This window comes from Parabacteroides sp. PFB2-10 (assembly GCF_029893085.1).
GTDB lineage: Bacteria > Bacteroidota > Bacteroidia > Bacteroidales > Tannerellaceae > QVMG01.
Genome location: NZ_JARXWI010000029.1, coordinates 1 through 16,815 on the forward strand (window position 1 = coordinate 1; position 16,815 = coordinate 16,815).

General features: G+C 43.7%; 14 protein-coding genes and 1 rRNA gene. 8 read left to right on the forward strand and 7 right to left on the reverse strand.

What is annotated here, in order from left to right; all coding sequences use genetic code 11:
- Positions 1 to 489: ribosomal RNA gene (locus tag M2137_RS14585) — 16S ribosomal RNA — on the reverse strand; the annotation flags it as partial.
- A gap of 612 nt (positions 490 to 1,101) precedes the next feature.
- Here M2137_RS14585 and M2137_RS14590 point away from each other — a divergent pair.
- The 6 genes from M2137_RS14590 to gcvP all read left to right on the forward strand — a co-directional run bounded on the left by M2137_RS14590 (position 1,102) and on the right by gcvP (position 8,621).
- Entirely contained in the window at positions 1,102 to 2,826 is a 1,725-nt protein-coding gene (locus M2137_RS14590) for a helix-turn-helix domain-containing protein (protein WP_280767161.1), read from the forward strand.
- A 106-nt stretch (positions 2,827 to 2,932) separates the two neighbouring features.
- The gene (locus tag M2137_RS14595) at positions 2,933 to 3,244 is read left to right on the forward strand and encodes a hypothetical protein (protein WP_280767162.1); all 312 of its coding nucleotides are present in this window, start codon (positions 2,933 to 2,935) and stop codon (positions 3,242 to 3,244) included.
- 296 nt (positions 3,245 to 3,540) lie between these two features.
- Complete coding sequence (locus M2137_RS14600; protein WP_280767163.1) at positions 3,541 to 4,395, forward strand: DUF3298 and DUF4163 domain-containing protein; 855 nt, start codon at positions 3,541 to 3,543, stop codon at positions 4,393 to 4,395.
- Positions 4,396 to 4,482: 87 nt separating this feature from the next.
- Positions 4,483 to 5,103, forward strand: a complete 621-nt coding sequence (gene rsmG, locus M2137_RS14605) for a 16S rRNA (guanine(527)-N(7))-methyltransferase RsmG (protein ID WP_348538037.1) — start codon at positions 4,483 to 4,485, stop codon at positions 5,101 to 5,103.
- Entirely contained in the window at positions 5,100 to 5,735 is a 636-nt protein-coding gene (locus M2137_RS14610; RefSeq protein WP_280767165.1) for an MBL fold metallo-hydrolase, read from the forward strand. The genes rsmG and M2137_RS14610 overlap by 4 nt, the downstream gene beginning before the upstream one ends.
- Positions 5,736 to 5,768: 33 nt before the next feature.
- Entirely contained in the window at positions 5,769 to 8,621 is a 2,853-nt protein-coding gene (gene gcvP / locus M2137_RS14615; protein WP_280767166.1) for an aminomethyl-transferring glycine dehydrogenase, read from the forward strand.
- A gap of 38 nt (positions 8,622 to 8,659) precedes the next feature.
- Here the strand turns inward: gcvP and ahpF are convergent, their stop codons facing one another.
- The 6 genes from ahpF to M2137_RS14645 form a co-directional block, all read right to left on the reverse strand.
- Positions 8,660 to 10,210: an alkyl hydroperoxide reductase subunit F gene (ahpF, locus tag M2137_RS14620; protein WP_280767167.1), complete on the reverse strand. Its 1,551-nt coding sequence runs from the start codon at positions 10,208 to 10,210 to the stop codon at positions 8,660 to 8,662.
- 233 nt (positions 10,211 to 10,443) lie between these two features.
- The gene (gene ahpC, locus M2137_RS14625; RefSeq protein ID WP_280767168.1) at positions 10,444 to 11,010 is read right to left on the reverse strand and encodes an alkyl hydroperoxide reductase subunit C; all 567 of its coding nucleotides are present in this window, start codon (positions 11,008 to 11,010) and stop codon (positions 10,444 to 10,446) included.
- Positions 11,011 to 11,753: 743 nt separating this feature from the next.
- Complete coding sequence (locus tag M2137_RS14630; protein WP_280767169.1) at positions 11,754 to 12,413, reverse strand: nucleotidyl transferase AbiEii/AbiGii toxin family protein; 660 nt, start codon at positions 12,411 to 12,413, stop codon at positions 11,754 to 11,756.
- A 2-nt stretch (positions 12,414 to 12,415) separates the two neighbouring features.
- Positions 12,416 to 12,907 carry a HigA family addiction module antitoxin gene (locus M2137_RS14635; protein ID WP_280767170.1) on the reverse strand — a complete coding sequence of 164 codons (492 nt, stop codon included), beginning with the start codon at positions 12,905 to 12,907 and terminating at the stop codon, positions 12,416 to 12,418.
- A gap of 91 nt (positions 12,908 to 12,998) precedes the next feature.
- Positions 12,999 to 13,358, reverse strand: a complete 360-nt coding sequence (locus M2137_RS14640) for a helix-turn-helix domain-containing protein (RefSeq protein ID WP_280767171.1) — start codon at positions 13,356 to 13,358, stop codon at positions 12,999 to 13,001.
- Positions 13,359 to 13,408: 50 nt separating this feature from the next.
- Positions 13,409 to 14,134 (reverse strand): phage integrase SAM-like domain and Arm DNA-binding domain-containing protein, encoded by a 726-nt coding sequence (locus M2137_RS14645; RefSeq protein WP_280767172.1) that lies wholly within the window; start codon positions 14,132 to 14,134, stop codon positions 13,409 to 13,411.
- A gap of 643 nt (positions 14,135 to 14,777) precedes the next feature.
- Between M2137_RS14645 and M2137_RS14650 the strand changes: the two genes are divergently transcribed.
- On the forward strand, positions 14,778 to 15,962 hold the full coding sequence (locus M2137_RS14650) for an ATP-binding protein (RefSeq protein ID WP_280767173.1): 1,185 nt from the start codon (positions 14,778 to 14,780) through the stop codon (positions 15,960 to 15,962).
- A gap of 46 nt (positions 15,963 to 16,008) precedes the next feature.
- Positions 16,009 to 16,773 carry an AAA domain-containing protein gene (locus tag M2137_RS14655; protein WP_280767174.1) on the forward strand — a complete coding sequence of 255 codons (765 nt, stop codon included), beginning with the start codon at positions 16,009 to 16,011 and terminating at the stop codon, positions 16,771 to 16,773.
- Positions 16,774 to 16,815 lie beyond the last annotated feature (42 nt).

Below are 16,815 nucleotides of genomic sequence, written 5' to 3' on the forward strand. Positions count from 1 at the left end.
CATGCAATACATTACACGTAATGTCTTTTATTCCTGTATAAAAGAAGTTTACAACCCATAGGGCAGTCTTCCTTCACGCGACTTGGCTGGTTCAGGCTCTCGCCCATTGACCAATATTCCTCACTGCTGCCTCCCGTAGGAGTCTGGACCGTGTCTCAGTTCCAGTGTGGGGGACCTTCCTCTCAGAACCCCTATCCATCGTAGGCTTGGTGGGCCGTTACCCCAACCAACTACCTAATGGAACGCATGCCCATCTACAAGCGGATCACTCCTTTAACAAATATCTCCATGCGGAGCCCCTGTTTTATGCGGTATTAGTCCGACTTTCGCCGGGTTATCCCCCTCTTGTAGGTAGGTTGCATACGCGTTACGCACCCGTGCGCCGGTCGCCGGCAGATTTAGCAAGCTATATCCCCGCTGCCCCTCGACTTGCATGTGTTAAGCCTGTCGCTAGCGTTCATCCTGAGCCAGGATCAAACTCTTCGTTGTCAAAATTGTTTGTTTTATTTTTTCCTCAGCTCATTATATAAATGATTATTGACGGTAGCTAATTCTTTCTTTGTATACTATACCTACATTATATATAAGCATAGTACACGCGTTTCTTGTACTACTTTGTTGATTATGTAATTGTTTCAAAGAACTCTCTTTGCATCTTCGGTAAGCACGCTGCTTATCTCCAATGCGGGTGCAAAGGTAAGCTTCTTTTCGTAAACTCCAAACCAAACAAGGAGTTTTTTTTGAAAGATTTCTGACAACCCAAACAAAAAAGCAGGTATCACCCTAAGTAACAACACCATCCAAACAAATCTTTTTTTTGAGTTTTTTTGACAACACCAAAAGCTATCAAAAAGCCATTGGAAACATATACATTAATATATAAAGAGGGGGTGAGAAGGCAACCGTGATAAAATCGCCGCGTTTTGCATTGTTTGATAATTATCAATCAATTCGTTGATAATTATCGTTTAATTGATTGACAATTGTCAATTAATGCGTTGACAATTGTCAAACGTTTTGAAATTTGGCGGAAATTTTCGACTCCAGCCCTTTCTACATAGTATAATTTGCGTAGTTTTGTTGCAGCAAACTGTATAGTTCATGAAAAGACAAGGTGTACGCATATCAAAAAGCTGTAAGACAGCGCTTATTATAATTCCGTTTCTATTTTCACTCCATCTATTCGCAGCACAAACACCGATAGAGAAGAGGGATTCCCTGCGGCGGCTGATTCCTTCGTTAGAGGGAGATGAGAAGCTGAATGCCTGGCATGATATGAGTAATATATATTTCGCGGGCACATCGACCCCCGCACAATTAGACACCCTGCTGGCTATCTATGATGAATTCGAGGCCGAAACCATACAACAAAAAAACATTGACCAACAGGCATTAGTAAAAGGAAACCGCGTCATGGCGTTTAGCAATATGCGCATGTATGATGAGGTAATCAAAAGAGCCCCTGCCTGTCTTGAATTCCTCCAAGCACATCAACTCTGGAAATACTATTTTCCGGTATGCCAAATCTATATCAAAGCTAAAATAGCCACCAAACAGTTTGATGAAGCGCTTGAGATAGCCGGCAGCTTAAAAAAGCAGGCAGAAGAGACAGACCAACAAGAAGGATTGGGAACAGCCCTACAGGCCATGGCGAATATTTACACAACGATGAGGCGAAATGAGGAAGCTCTTGATTATTATCAACAAGCGGTAGAGATCGTCGATAAGATAGAACCGGTCTCTTCCAATCTACCATTACTACACTTCGATTTCTGTAAATGCCTGTTGACATTGCATCGATATGAAGAGCTGGAAGAGGCCATAAAAGGATTTGAAAAGGCCAATCAGCGTTGGGAAGAACGCACCGGCATGAAAGAATACCCCAGCAAAATAAATCTCCTACAAATCTATACACGATTCTACCTTGCCACCGGACAGTATGATAAAGCAGAAACCTACTGTAACACCATAGACAGCATAGGGAGCGTAAAGGTTAGCCAAATGACAATCGCCTCTTATCGCATGCAGATTTATGAGGCGCGCAAAGAGTATGACAAAGCCCTTTTACTGCTCGACAAGGAGCTGGAGCTATCCAGCCAAGAACGAAACATAAACTTTAGCGCTTTATTGATACGTAAAGCCCGCATCTTATCGCATCTGGGCGAGGCAGAAGAGTCTTTCCGTCTGGCAGAAGAATCCTTTTTGTTGCGAGACTCGCTCCGCAGCCTGGATCTGAACAAACAGCTCGACGAGGTACGCACCCAATACGAGGTAGAACGCCTTACGCTTGAAACACAGCGCAACCGAAACTACTTCCTGTTCGCGCTGATAGGTTGCGTACTGCTGGCGATCGCCCTAATTATATGGATTATCTACTCTCGCCGGTTGAAAGCCAAAAACCGCGCGTTATACGAACAGATACAAACGCGTAAACACAACGACCGGCAACTCGAACAACAGACACTCAGCCGCCCTGTTGAAATGCTCTCACGCGAACAGCAACTATTCCACAAGTTGAGCCATGCGATGAAAGAAAAAATGTATTTTAAAGAGTCGGATCTCGACCGCCGTATACTCGCCGAATATCTGGCAACCAACGAGCGCTACCTTGCCGATGCCATCCGCCAGGCCACTGGTGACACCTTCACCCAATACATCAACCAGCTGCGCCTGACCTTTTCACTCGATCTGCTTGCCGACCCGCAATATAGTTCCATCCAGGATATCGCCATCGAGGCCGGCTTTGCCTCCTACCATACCTACCTGCGTCTATTCACCAAAACGTATGGCATGAAACCGTCAGAATATCGACAAATGGCAAAATAGCGGTCATTTTTTCCTGTTTTGCAAGTTCCTTTTCTTGATTTGCAAGTTCCTCTATCGCTTTCTGTAGTAGTTTTGCCCATGTCAAAGGACAAATGTAGTTATCAGCATGGAACCGAATTATAGCTATCACACAGATGATTCTCCTTGCTGGGTTTTTATTTGCAGAGGAAACGAAGAGGAACACCGGTTACAAATCGGTTTCAGCCGCACACTACCGCAGATGCTGGCGCAAAGCATAGGCAAAAGCCTATTGTATTATCGCCAGTTTCCCTCGCTGGATGACGGACTGGCACATAAACTGCTGCTCAAAAACCTATCAGGTGATTCCCTGCTACAACGAATCCTACGCACGAATGCGCAACTGAAAAACCTGCTTCAGGAATTTCGCTTGCCCGATGAAAACGGTTCTGGACAATGAATATTAGAATAGGACAACTAACCTTCCTTATATATATACTCTCAACAGTCAGCTGTTTGGTCGTCCCCCTCGACCAAACAGCTATTCGTGCTTCATCTGGAGGATGAGTCTTTGGAAGTTCAGGTATGATAAAATGTGAAGATTGGTCAGACGAAATATTATTTTGCTATTTGGCTTTTGTTGATCGGGCTGCATTTGAGACGAGAAAAACAAGCGATAGATTTAATGGCAAGCAGGTTTGTTTATATCATTTTATGACTTACATTTGCATCAAGAAAACGTAATGCAGGTTTTAAATGAGGACACAATTATGTAAAGGCTTTGTTGGGATTCTTTGTATACTCGGGATGCTAACAACCGGCTGCCAAACCGGAACCAGGAAAAAAGCAGAAAATGATATCAAGTTCACAACGATTGATACAGAAAAGACCTATCATCTTTTAAATAATCCGGACAATCCGAATTGCGACTTTCAGTTGAACTTCACCTATCCGACGGAATATAGCGATAAAGGCTCTCTGGAAAAGCTCCAGTCACTGTTTGTTTACTCCTATTTCGGGGAAGCGTATGAAATGCTTTCGCCGGAGGCTGCTGCGGAGAAGTATACCAATGACTACCTGGAGATGTATAAAGAGTTGGAAGAATATTTCGAAGAGGAATTGAAGAGCGCCGACGAAGAAGCGGTTGGTTCCTGGTATGGCTATTTCGAGACATCCAACAATGAAGTGGTGTATAATAAGGGAGGCATTCTTTCTTACATCGTCAGCTATGAAAACTATACCGGAGGAGCGCATGGGGCGCATACGGTGACGAATCACATCATTGATCTGGAGAGTATGGCATTCCTGAAAGAGGAAGATGTATTCGTGGAAAATTTTGAAAATCCGTTGGCACAGCTCTTGGTCGAAGAGATCACGGCCAACAACAACCTGACTGATTCGAAAGAATTGGAAGAGATCGGTTTTTTCAGTGTAGAGGAGATCTATCCAAATGATAATTTCTATGCGGATGAAGAGGGTATCACCTATACGTTCAATGAATATGAGATAGCGGCTTACGCGGTGGGCGTTACCCAGGTGAAGTTGCCCTATGCAAAGATCAAACACCTATTGCAAAAAGAGAGTCCGCTCTTATCAATTATCGCCCCTTAAAGGGAAGATTTATTTATCATGGAGAACACGGAAAAACAACTTATAGAATATACCGACCAGGAGATAAAAGAGATCGTAGAGGCAGAGTTGTCTGCGATCTATCGCTATTTCCCGGAATTGGATGAGACGCAGAAGCAACAGCTGGCGGCTCTCTACCCTTTATACGCCGACTGGAACAGCAAGATCAACGTGATCTCCCGGAAAGACATCGTATATCTGTATGAACATCATGTCTTACATTCATTGGGCATTGCTAAGATGATCTCCTTCAAGGCCGGCACCAATGTGATGGACTTAGGTACCGGTGGAGGCTTTCCCGGCATTCCGCTGGCTATCTTATTTCCCGAAGTACATTTCCACCTGATCGATAGTATCGGAAAAAAGATCAAAGTGGGACAGGCGGTCGCCGAGGCGATCGGATTAAAGAATATCAGTTTCCGCCACTGCCGGGGTGAAGAGGAGAAGGGTGAGTTTCATTTTGTCGTCAGCCGGGCGGTGATGCCCTTGGCCGACCTGGTGAAGATCATTCGCAAAAACATCAGCCGGACGCAACAGAACGCGCTGGCGAACGGATTGATATGCCTCAAAGGAGGCGAGTTGCAACACGAGATATTGCCTTTCCGCCGACAGGCAGACACCGTTTCGCTGGATACTTATTTTAGCGAAACCTATTTTAAAACCAAAAAAGTAGTGTACGTACCCCTATGATTACTGTTCAGTCATTCGCGTTTAATTATTTTTCCGAGAATACCTATATCCTCCATGATGATACGGGCGAGGCGGTAATCATCGACTGTGGTTGTTATTTCCCGAACGAAAAGCAGGAGGTCATACACTACCTGACGACGAACAACCTGACGCTCAAACACCATCTATGCACCCATCTGCATCTGGATCATGTGTTGGGCAGCTCGTTTATCGAGCAGACTTACGGATTAAAACCAAGGGCACACAAAGCGGAGGCGGAACTACCATCGACGGCCGACCAGGCACGTATGCTCGGCTTGCCGGTTCAGTTAGATAATATACAGATAGAACAATATATCCATGGCGGTGAGAGTATCCCTTTCGGACATTCGGAACTGACTGCCCTATTGGTACCGGGACATTCGCCCGGCAGCCTGGCTTTCTACAATAAAAAGAACGGATACCTGTTTTCGGGCGATGCCCTGTTCAACGGAAGTATCGGCCGGACCGACCTCTGGGGAGGAGATATGGAGGTATTGGTGACTGCCATCAAAAATAAACTGCTCACCTTGCCGGATGAAACCGTTGTGTATCCGGGGCATGGACCTGAGACAACCATTTACAACGAGAAAATGAATAATCCATTTCTATAAACGCATAACAACTATAAAAAACTTATTTAGTTTATGGACACAAATAAATTTGCGAATCGCCACATTGGCATTACGGAGGAAGATATTCCTTCCATGTTAAAAACAGTAGGTGCGGAATCATTAGATCAGTTGATGGATCAGACCATCCCGTCGAATATTCGTCTGACCGAACCGATGAATCTGCCGGAGCCTATGACGGAACGTGAACTGGCCGAACACTTAGGTGAACTGGCTTCCAAAAATGAGATCTTTACTTCGTACATAGGCATGGGCTGGTACGACACCGTTTGCCCGGCGCCTATCCTGCGCAATGTATTTGAAAACCCGGTTTGGTATACCTCTTACACGCCGTATCAGGCAGAGATTTCCCAGGGACGTCTGGAAGCTTTGCTTAATTTCCAGACTATGGTTAGCGAACTGACCGCGTTGCCGCTGACCAACAGCTCGCTTTTAGACGAAGCGACTGCCGCTGCCGAAGCCATCACCATGTTGTATGGGGCGCGCTCGAGAGCGCAGGTAAAGGCAGAAGCCAACACCGTATTTGTCGATGAAAAAGTATATGTTTCCACATTAGCCGTAATTCATACACGTATGCTACCGCAGGGAATCAAGGTAGTGACCGGTAATTATCAACAATTCGAACTGACACCGGATGTTTTTGCCGCGATCGTACAATTCCCCAATGCCGACGGATCCATCGAAGACTACAAAGATTTCATCGCGAAGGCGAACGAAAACGGCACGAAAGTAGCCGTAGCCGCCGACCTGATGAGTCTGGTATTGCTCACTCCTCCGGGAGAATGGGGTGCCGATGTGGTGTTCGGTTCAAGCCAGCGCTTCGGCATTCCGATGTTCTACGGCGGACCGTCTGCCGCTTATTTCGCCTGCAAAGAGGAGTATAAGCGCGCTATGCCGGGACGTATCATCGGTATTTCCAAAGATGCTTACGACCATGAGGCTTACCGCCTGGCGCTTCAAACGCGTGAACAGCACATCAAACGCGAGAAAGCGACGTCGAACATCTGTACGGCTCAGGCTTTATTGGCAACGATGTCGGGCTTTTATGCCGTATATCACGGCGCCGAAGGCTTGCGCAACATTGCCGAACGCATCCACTCTGCTGCCGGATTCCTCGCGGGCGAATTGGAAAAGCTGGGCTACAAACAGTTGAATAAAAACTATTTCGACACACTGAAGATCGAACTACCGCCTCATGTATCCGTGAATGTATTGCGTGAAATCGCCTTAGAGTGTAAAGTAAACCTCCGCTATTTCGAAGGAAGCGTGGTGGGTATCAGCTTAGACGAGACCACTATGACGACCGATATCGGCGTATTGCTTTACATTTTTGCCGGAGCCGCCGGAAAAGACTATATGCTCGAAGAGGCTATCCCGACGAAACGCTATTTCGACGAGACACTGGCACGCTCCTCTTCCTTCATGGAACAGGATGTTTTCAAGAAATACCGGACAGAAACCGAACTGATGCGCTACATCACCCGCCTGGGACGTAAAGATATTTCATTGGCTCAATCGATGATCTCTTTGGGATCATGTACCATGAAACTGAATGCCGCCTCGGAAATGCTGGCATTGAGCCGTCCCGAGTTCCAGAATATCCACCCGTACGCGCCGGAAGAACAAACGGAAGGTTATAAAGAGATGATCGAAAATCTTTGTGCCTATCTGGCAGAGATTACCGGATTCAAGGGTGTCAGCCTGCAGCCCAACTCAGGAGCAGCGGGCGAATATGCCGGATTGCGCGTGATTCGCGCTTACCTGGAAAGCATCGGACAGGGACACCGCAACATTGTTCTGTTGCCGGCTTCCGCCCACGGCACCAACCCCGCCAGCGCTATTCAGGCAGGATATAGTACCGTGACGGTGAAAACCGACGAAAACGGCAATGTCGACCTGGATGATTTCCGCGAAAAAGCGGAAGCGAACAAAGACAACCTGGCGGCGACCATGATTACCTATCCTTCTACGCACGGGATATTCGAAGTATGTATCAAAGAGATGTGCGAGATCGTTCACGGCTGTGGTGGACAGGTGTATATGGATGGTGCCAATATGAACGCTCAGGTTGGTCTGACCAATCCGGGAACCATCGGTGCGGACGTATGCCATTTGAACCTGCATAAGACATTTGCTTCGCCTCATGGCGGTGGAGGTCCAGGCGTTGGTCCGATCTGTGTAGCCGAGCATCTGGTGCCCTTCCTTCCCTCCCACCCGGTGGTTTGGGGCAGTGAGCTGAATACCGTTTCCGCAGCTCCTTACGGCAGTGCAGGCATCGCAGCTATCACCTATGCCTATATCCGTTTGTTGGGTAACGAAGGATTGACGATCTCAACCCAAATAGCGATCCTCAATGCCAACTACCTGGCGGCGAAGTTCAAAGACACCTACGGCATTGTCTATACCGGCGCTACCGGACGCGTAGGGCATGAGTTGATTCTCGAATGCCGGAATGTGAAAGAACGCTCAGGCATCGACGAAACAGATATTGCCAAGCGCTTGATCGACTTCGGTTATCACGCTCCTACCCTCTCCTTCCCAGTTCATGGCACACTGATGATCGAACCGACCGAAAGCGAAAGCAAAGCCGAACTGGATCGTTTTGTAGAGGTGCTCGATTGCATCTGGAAAGAGATTGAAGAGGTAGAGAAAGGCGAAGCCGACAAAGAAGATAATGTATTGAAAAATGCCCCGCATCCGGAATACGAGGTAACAGCCGACGAATGGAACCATCCGTATCCGCGCAGCAAAGCGGCTTTCCCGCTGGCATGGTTGCATGAAGGTAAGTTCTGGGTCAATGTAGCCCGTGTCGACAATGCATACGGCGACCGCAACCTGGTACCAACCATCTGCGCTTGTCAGTTGTAAGATAAAAAAAGAAAGCCCGGGTTACCCCCGGGCTTTTTTTATAGTAATCCGCGAATGCGATCGTCGAATGCCGTAAGTGCGGCCTTCGCTCCGTCGCCCATCGCAATAATAATCTGTTTATAAGGAGTCGTTGCCACGTCGCCGGCAGCATACACACCGGGAACGTTTGTCCGGCCCTGTTTATCCACCTCTATCTCTCCGATTCGGTTCACCTGAACCAACTCTTTAAACACCGTGCTATTGGGAGACAGGCCTATTTGAACAAAGATACCATCGAGAGCAATCGTGCGCAGCTCTTCGGTGTTCCGGTCTTTTACACGGATGCCTGTTACCTTATCACTATTGCCGACTACCTCCATCGTTTGCGAACTCAATATGATCTCGACGTTCGGCAGGCTGCGTGCTTTCTCCTGAAGCACCTGATCGGCTTTCAATTCATCCAAGAATTCAAGAACGGTCACCTTCGAACAGATTCCCGCCAGGTCGATAGCCGCCTCGATGCCTGAGTTGCCTCCGCCCACAACGGCGACATGCTTCCCCTGGTAAAACGGTCCGTCGCAATGGGGACAAAAGGCCACGCCACGCCCGATATATTCCGTTTCGCCGGGCACATTCAATTTACGCCAGCTGGCTCCGGTAGCAATAATCAACGCAGAGGTGATCAATTTCTCACCACCGGTCACATAGATCTCCTTCCGGCCATCCGCCAGTTCGACCTTTTCCACCAGACGGTGTTCCATGACATCGATCGGATACGCCTGCATATGCAAATGCAGGTTATGTGCCAATTCTTCACCCGTTGTTTTCGGTGTAGAGATCAGGTTCTCGATTCCGACCGTCTCCTTTACCTGCCCACCAACGCGCTCTGCAAGCACAGCCACCCGTAGGCCTTTACGCGCGGAATAGATCGCCGCCGAAGCGCCTGCCGGTCCTCCCCCGACCACGACAACATCATATTCTTTCGCTTCGGTTTCAACAGCCGAACGCTCCGTCCCATAACGATTTTCCAATTTCAATAACAGTTCGCCCAAATCGCCTCTACCCATGTGAAGCAATTCCCCATCGGCCATAACAGCCGGCACGCCCTGCAACTTCAGAGCCTCCACCTCCTGCTGATTGATACCTCCGTCGACCATTTCATGCGTGATCTGCGGATTAAGTATAGCCATCATATTCAATGCCTGTACAATATCCGGACAGTTCGTACAGGTCAACGACACATAGGTGGTCAGATGAATCGCCCCTTTCAAGGCTCTGATGCGGGAAAGGATCTGCTCGTCCGGGAAGTTCTTCCCTTTCCCATCGCTGTTGAGTATGGCCAGAAGCAACGAGGTAAACTCATGCCCCGTAGGTATTCCCCGGAATGAGATGCCGGTCTTTTCACCCTGTTTCAACAGATGAAAAGCCAAACGATCGCCTTCCGTTGTCTGGACGGAGATTTTATCGGAACAAGAAGCCACCTCCGTCAGAAATTCGACCAGTTCTTGACCGCTTTCATGTTTTCCGGAAAGATGAACATCGAAGCAATAATCAGCCTCTAAGCCGGCAAAAATATCTGTTACCTGTTGTTTTAATGAAGTATCTAACATACATCCTCCTTTCGTTTTTTCTTCAGTCGGGCTGACTCAAAAGTAACCTATAATGAATACGAAACACAAAGGCACGGAAGAGGTTGAAAATAGAGGACACAGAGAAACGCTATTGGCGCTTTCTCCTCTGTGAACTCAGTCTTTCAAATAGCTCTCGTGCCTTCGTGTTTAATCGTATAAAGCGAATGACTTTTATGTCAGCCCCAGCTTTTAAGACTCTTTATATATAAAAATTAAATCTTACCTACCAGGTCGATACTTGGTTTCAATGTATCTTCGCCTTTCTGCCATTTAGCAGGGCAAACCTCGCCATCATGAGTCGCCACAAACTGAGCCGCTTCCACTTTGCGCAACAGTTCGTCGGCATTACGACCGATATTGTTGTCGTTGATTTCCGCCAGTTTGATCTGTCCTTCCGGATTGACTAAGAATGTTCCGCGGTAAGCCATACCATCTTCTTCGATCATCACACCGAAAGCACGGCTCAATGCACCTGTAGGGTCAGCCAACATCGGGTATTTGATCTTACGGATGCTTTCCGAAGCATCATGCCATGCCTTATGCACGAAATGAGAGTCGGTGCTTACGGAATATACTTCAACACCCATGGCCTGGAATTGTTCATATTTATCGGCTACGTCTACCAGCTCGGTGGGGCAAACAAATGTAAAGTCTGCCGGATAAAAGAAAAAGATCGCCCATTTTCCTTTTACGTCTTCACTCGTTACGGTTTTGAAAGCACCATTCTGATAGGCTTGTACTTTAAATTCTGGCAATTTAGAATTGATAATTGGTTCCATACTTTTTTTCTCCTTTATTTTAAATTTTACATGATTTGTTTCTGCAAAGATAGAGGGTCTGAAACGGCCGGCACCCTTTTTCCCATAGATAGTATTGTATGAAATATAGACAAGATTTATATGTCGAAAACAGTAGATAGAAAAGACAACGGGTCAATTATTAAGATTACAAAATTACTTTCTTGTGATCTCATATGAGGAATTTCTGCTACGCCAAATTGCGACAATTCAACGCCTTATCGCGACATTCGTTACCTTTTTGGGTTTTTAGAAAATGGGTAATGATTTGGTAACGGAACTCTGTCCGACTTTGGCTTTTTAATGACTTTAGTGTGTCCTAAAGGGATATAAAAAAAGCCTATAAAATGCTATTTTACAGGCTTTTTGTTTTCGCAATCTACTGATTACCAGTCTTTTAAACAGTATAGACAGAAGCCGTTATTTTGAGAATTAGTCCTCTGTGTTTCAACCTGTTACCTCTCTGATTTCTCTTAAGGTGAACACTTTAGGATATTAATTCCTAATTAGCTGATTATCAACACCAAATAACATTTTCGTCTATAACACCGACATTTTGCGGAACGGACGGGACTCATTAAGTACTGCAATCCATACCTCAATATCAACGTTTTATCTTTATTTTTGCTGCAAGGTGAACATTTTAGGAGTACAAATATAGTCCTGTTTGTCACCGTTTTGGCCTCTCTTGGCCGCACATAATTTACACTGCAAAGATGTGAATTTTATTTCATATTTTCAACTATCTCTATTAAATCAAGTTTTATATCATCCCAATCCTTTTCTAAAAGACATATAGGGTCAGGCATCTCATCCGCAACAGAAAAATCTATGAAATTACGGAGAAGTTCATCAGCATTGTGCTCCCATTCATGTCTCTTTTCATGCAAATTAAACATTTCGGAGAGCGAATAAATCCCGAGAAGGTAATGCAAATCCCAAAAGTCTTTTTTTCGTCCTCCACGAGAAACGACATTCATTTTCATTGCTACAATATCATCAACAGATGCCATCCGTATCCCATCAAGTATCTCTACTTCTCCTATAAAGGGATCAGTGTACATCAAATCAACTTTGACATAATCATCTTTGGAGTTTCCAATGTAATAACTGCGTCCCATACCCACAATAGACCCTTTATCATTGCAATCATAATAGGGAAATTGAGAGCGTAGATAATTCTCAAAAGAAGCAAAATCGAGACTTCTATATTCTGAATCAGTAAAAAGATCAATGTCAACAGAAAGACGGTGCCCATACCGAAGGCTTAGATTTGTTCCTCCAACAAGTCGGAACGGAGCAAAAAGAGGTTCATTCATTAACTGTTGAAGAACCTTTTTCAAAAGCGGAGTAACGGTTTTGTATTGTAATCCTGTTTCTTCCATATTCATTTGGTATATGCCCGGATACGGTATGAATTTGTTGGCTTATAATTGCCAATCTCCGAAGGTTGAATTCCGTAGAAACGAATAATCTCTTCTTTTTCTGCCTCATTTCCCCTTTCAAAGACTCTTTGAATAACAGCTTTACGGTAATGCCCCCAATCTATCTTTTCAAAATCGGTGTCCCAGAATAACATCTTACGAATATTGGGAACTCCCGTTACAGATGCACTTGCCTCTTTACGTTTATATTCTGCAATATTATAATAGGCTTGTAATACAAGAAGAAATCCTTCTTCAAAATCCAATGCCCGTTCAACCTTTATGGAAAGTTCTGTAGTGAGAGGTCTGCGGCCAGTAATAACAGCATTTATAGATTGGCTATGCTCCCCTATATCTCGGGCAAACGCACGTTGGCTAAGATTGAGTTTCTTCAACCTTCGATCAATAATTTTTCCCGGATGAATACCCTTATATGTATTTAGATTATGCTTCATCTCCTATCTTTTTCACAAAGATACGAAATGCAAACGGATTTGTTTGCATTTTCTGATGATATTTCCTGAAAATATTATTCCACCGAATAATCTATTGAGGTTTATTCTTCCGCCGAACCTCGTTATACTGCTTGTGTTGCTTTATCAAATCATCAAGACAATCATTTCCTGATTTAATCAAACGGTCTTCTAACAGACGCTTGATTTCTTTGATCTGATAGTAACTCTTCCCTGATATTATAGAATAGGATACTTGTCCGTTGGAACGTAGCCGCTGGAGTGTGCGTTCACTTATTCTAAGGAAAGTACAAACTTCATAACCATCAACCCATGTTTCATCAACATCTTCTTTGGAGTCGGATTGCTTCTGATTAACGATATAATCTGTAATAAAGTCGATTTTCTTTGCCAGTTCTTTGTACAACTCTGAGTCCATACCAATAATTTCCATAAGCGTTGTCTTTCGGGAGAACGAGGATGGACGGATTTACGGCGCAACGTTCATTGACCATGAGAACCGCACTGTATTGAATGGCTCGAAAATCGGCAAGGCTTATCAGTTTTCTCAAAGTGAATTTTGTAGTTTGCATAAGGATCAACTAATATCCAGCCATTGTTTTTGGCTATATTGATTATCTTCTTCAAGAGTCTCATATTGCGGCCAACGGTATTTGTTTGACACTTACCTTCAACTCTTAGATATGTTTCGAAATCGGTTAAGAAGCTATGACGAATTTCCTTCAACTTAATATCAGACTTGTTATATTTCAAAGAAAGAAAATCCTGAATCTTTTTATAGACACATTTATATTTCTGTAAGATGGCCGGGGAATACTTTGTCCCAACCAATTTTTCCATTTCATCATTGTGTTGCTTATAAACCTGTAATAGATAAATAGGAACACCATTTGTGGAAGTTGAATTTCCTAAAATAGAATTCTTTAATTCTTCAGCATCTACAATCCCGTTTCGATCAAAAATTTCATCATGCTTTTCATGGAGCAGCATGACATACTTGTCAATAATCCGATTAATATCAGTGGCTTGTTTTGATTTGCCGGAGGCTCTACTCGTGCTTGCATCCCAAATGTTGGATGTTACACTTGTTTTAATGTTGAAACTTACCCTTTTCTTATTAATCGTTAATCCACAAAAAATAGGGAGGGTGCCATCACTCTTCATTTTGTCTCTACGGACATAAAAAATAACACTAAATGTACTCTTCATAATTACTCATTTTTAAAATTGGACAAAATTATCCACAGCTTGCCGCTTGTGAGTAAATTATGCGATGCCTATAAAGGACGGGACGATGCCAAATTGTGTTCACCGTGAACTGATATGTATTTCAGTTTCTCGACCTCAAACACTGCCTATTGAATAACAACTTATTAGCAAAAAAATAGAGGGTGAACACTTTTGTTCGTAGGGTGAACACTTTGGGGGATTACTTTTGTCTTTTAGTGTCCAAATCGTGTCCTATCTTGTCTTAGTACACAAAAAGAAAAACCTTACAATACATTGATATTGTAGGGTTTAACCTATTTTTGTCGCCTCTTGCCGTAGGCTTTTGGCGGTATGGACGGGACAAATTCCCCACGGTACTATAGTGACACACAGGTGTAATTATGGTTGTTTTTCTATGTTTTTCTATGATTTACATCAGATTTTTATGATTTATGGTCAAATTCCCTATTTGTCACTATTTCGGCTAAAAAACAAGCATAATCAACTGAATATCTACAAGATACAGAATTATCCGCCTTGTAGTCCACCTGATGTGACTTTTTAATAATTTTTCGACGAACGCTTGCGTACCTCAGTTGTATTGAGTAATTTTGCTAATCATATTGAGTAAAATTAAAAACATATGTTTGAACGTCCTTATTTGAACTCGGTTAAAGCAAGAATTGAAGAACCAAGAAAGTTCATTCAAGTTGTTCTTGGACCTCGTCAAGTGGGTAAAACCACTATGGTTACCCAACTTGTTGAACAGTTATCAATTCCTAATCTATTTGAATCAGCAGACGCCATTTCAGCTACAAATTCTGCTTGGATCACACAAGTTTGGGAATCAGCACGGTTGCGAATGAAAGCATCTAACGCATCAGAATTTCTGCTTGTAATTGATGAGGTTCAGAAAATAGACAATTGGAGTGAAGTTGTGAAGCGACAATGGGATAGGGATACTCGTGAGAAAGTCAATATTAAAGTGATTCTGCTTGGGTCTTCTCGCTTGCTAATTCAGAAAGGATTAACCGAATCCTTAGCTGGGCGGTTTGAAACACTCTATCTCAGGCATTGGTCTTACCCTGAAATGCAAGAGGCATTTGGGTGGAGCATCGAACAGTATGTTTACTTTGGTGGATATCCGGGATCGGCAACACTGATTAACGATGAAGGGCGTTGGAAGAACTACATAAAAGATTCACTTATAGAGACGAGTATTTCCAAAGATATTTTGATGCTGACACGTGTTGATAAGCCTGCTTTGTTAAAACGATTATTTGAGTTAGGCTGTCTTTATTCTGGTCAGATACTCTCTTACACGAAGATATTGGGCCAACTTCAGGATGCCGGAAATACAACCACTCTCGCCAATTACCTGAAACTATTATCCGATTGTGGATTATTAGGCGGGTTAGATAAGTATGCCGGAGATATAATCCGTAAACGTGGTTCAAGTCCAAAGTTTCAGGTATATAATAATGCTTTGATTACAGCCCAAAGTGATGAGTCTTACGAGAGAGCAATCATCAATCCCGAATTATGGGGACGACTTGTAGAATCTTCTGTTGGTACACATTTGATTAATCACGCTATTTCCGAAAGATATAATCTCTACTACTGGCGAGATGGTAATTACGAAGTTGATTTTGTCTTAGAAAAAGGCGATAAGATAATTGGGCTTGAAGTGAAAAGCGGAATAAAAGCTGAAAATGCAGGGATGGGAATTTTTGCAGAGAGATTTCATCCTGAAAAAGTGTTGCTTGTCGGAACGGGCGGTATTCCTTATGATGAGTTTTTGAAGATTAATCCGAGAGAGTTATTTTAGTTTATGTAGAAGTAATATTATTGAAATTTAGTCAATAAAAGTCAAAATGAAAGTCGATGAAATCCGTGAAATAGCTATTGATAGTGCCCAAGCCTATTATAAATATTTAGATGAGAACGATAAAGGTATTCAAGAAGTTGAAGTTACCGAGTTGTCATATTCCGAGAGCGGAGATATGCTTATGAAGCTACGGCTTTCAGCCAAATTATTCGATATAGAATCTGTTTTTTTTAGAAACCGGAAAAACAATAAAAAGTATACAGTCTCCGAGATAAAAATTATTGAGTACGACTATGATAAAAATATGCTTCTCATAAAGCCTATAGAAAGTATCAGAGAAGAGCTCAAAAACCTTAGAGAACAAGAACTTATTGTTATATCCGATCTGAAATTTTTGGTGGAAAGAGTACGGACATGGTATGAGAAAAACGGGTCCACTATTGCCATACCTACCATCAGTTCATCTTATGCGCAAAAAATAAAAGAGATTAAATACTTTCCTGATTTACAGCCTACACCCAATCAACAAGACTCTATTGCAAATATTCTAAACACACCCTTTTCATACGTATGGGGTGCGCCCGGTACGGGTAAGACCCAGTTCGTACTGTCTTATATAGTGCTCCATTATATTATGAATGGAGATAGGATTGCCATACTTGCTCCTACGAATAATGCGATAGAACAAGTATTACGGGGAGTATTAAAGATGACTGACAAAGCCAGAATATCACGAAAAGATATTATTCGGTTGGGAATGGAAATTCCATTGAACGTGACCCCCTTCGGCCAATTTAAACTGACCCCTTAAAGTTGCGTTTCAAAACGTGGTCATTTTTGTAGTTGTTTTTGA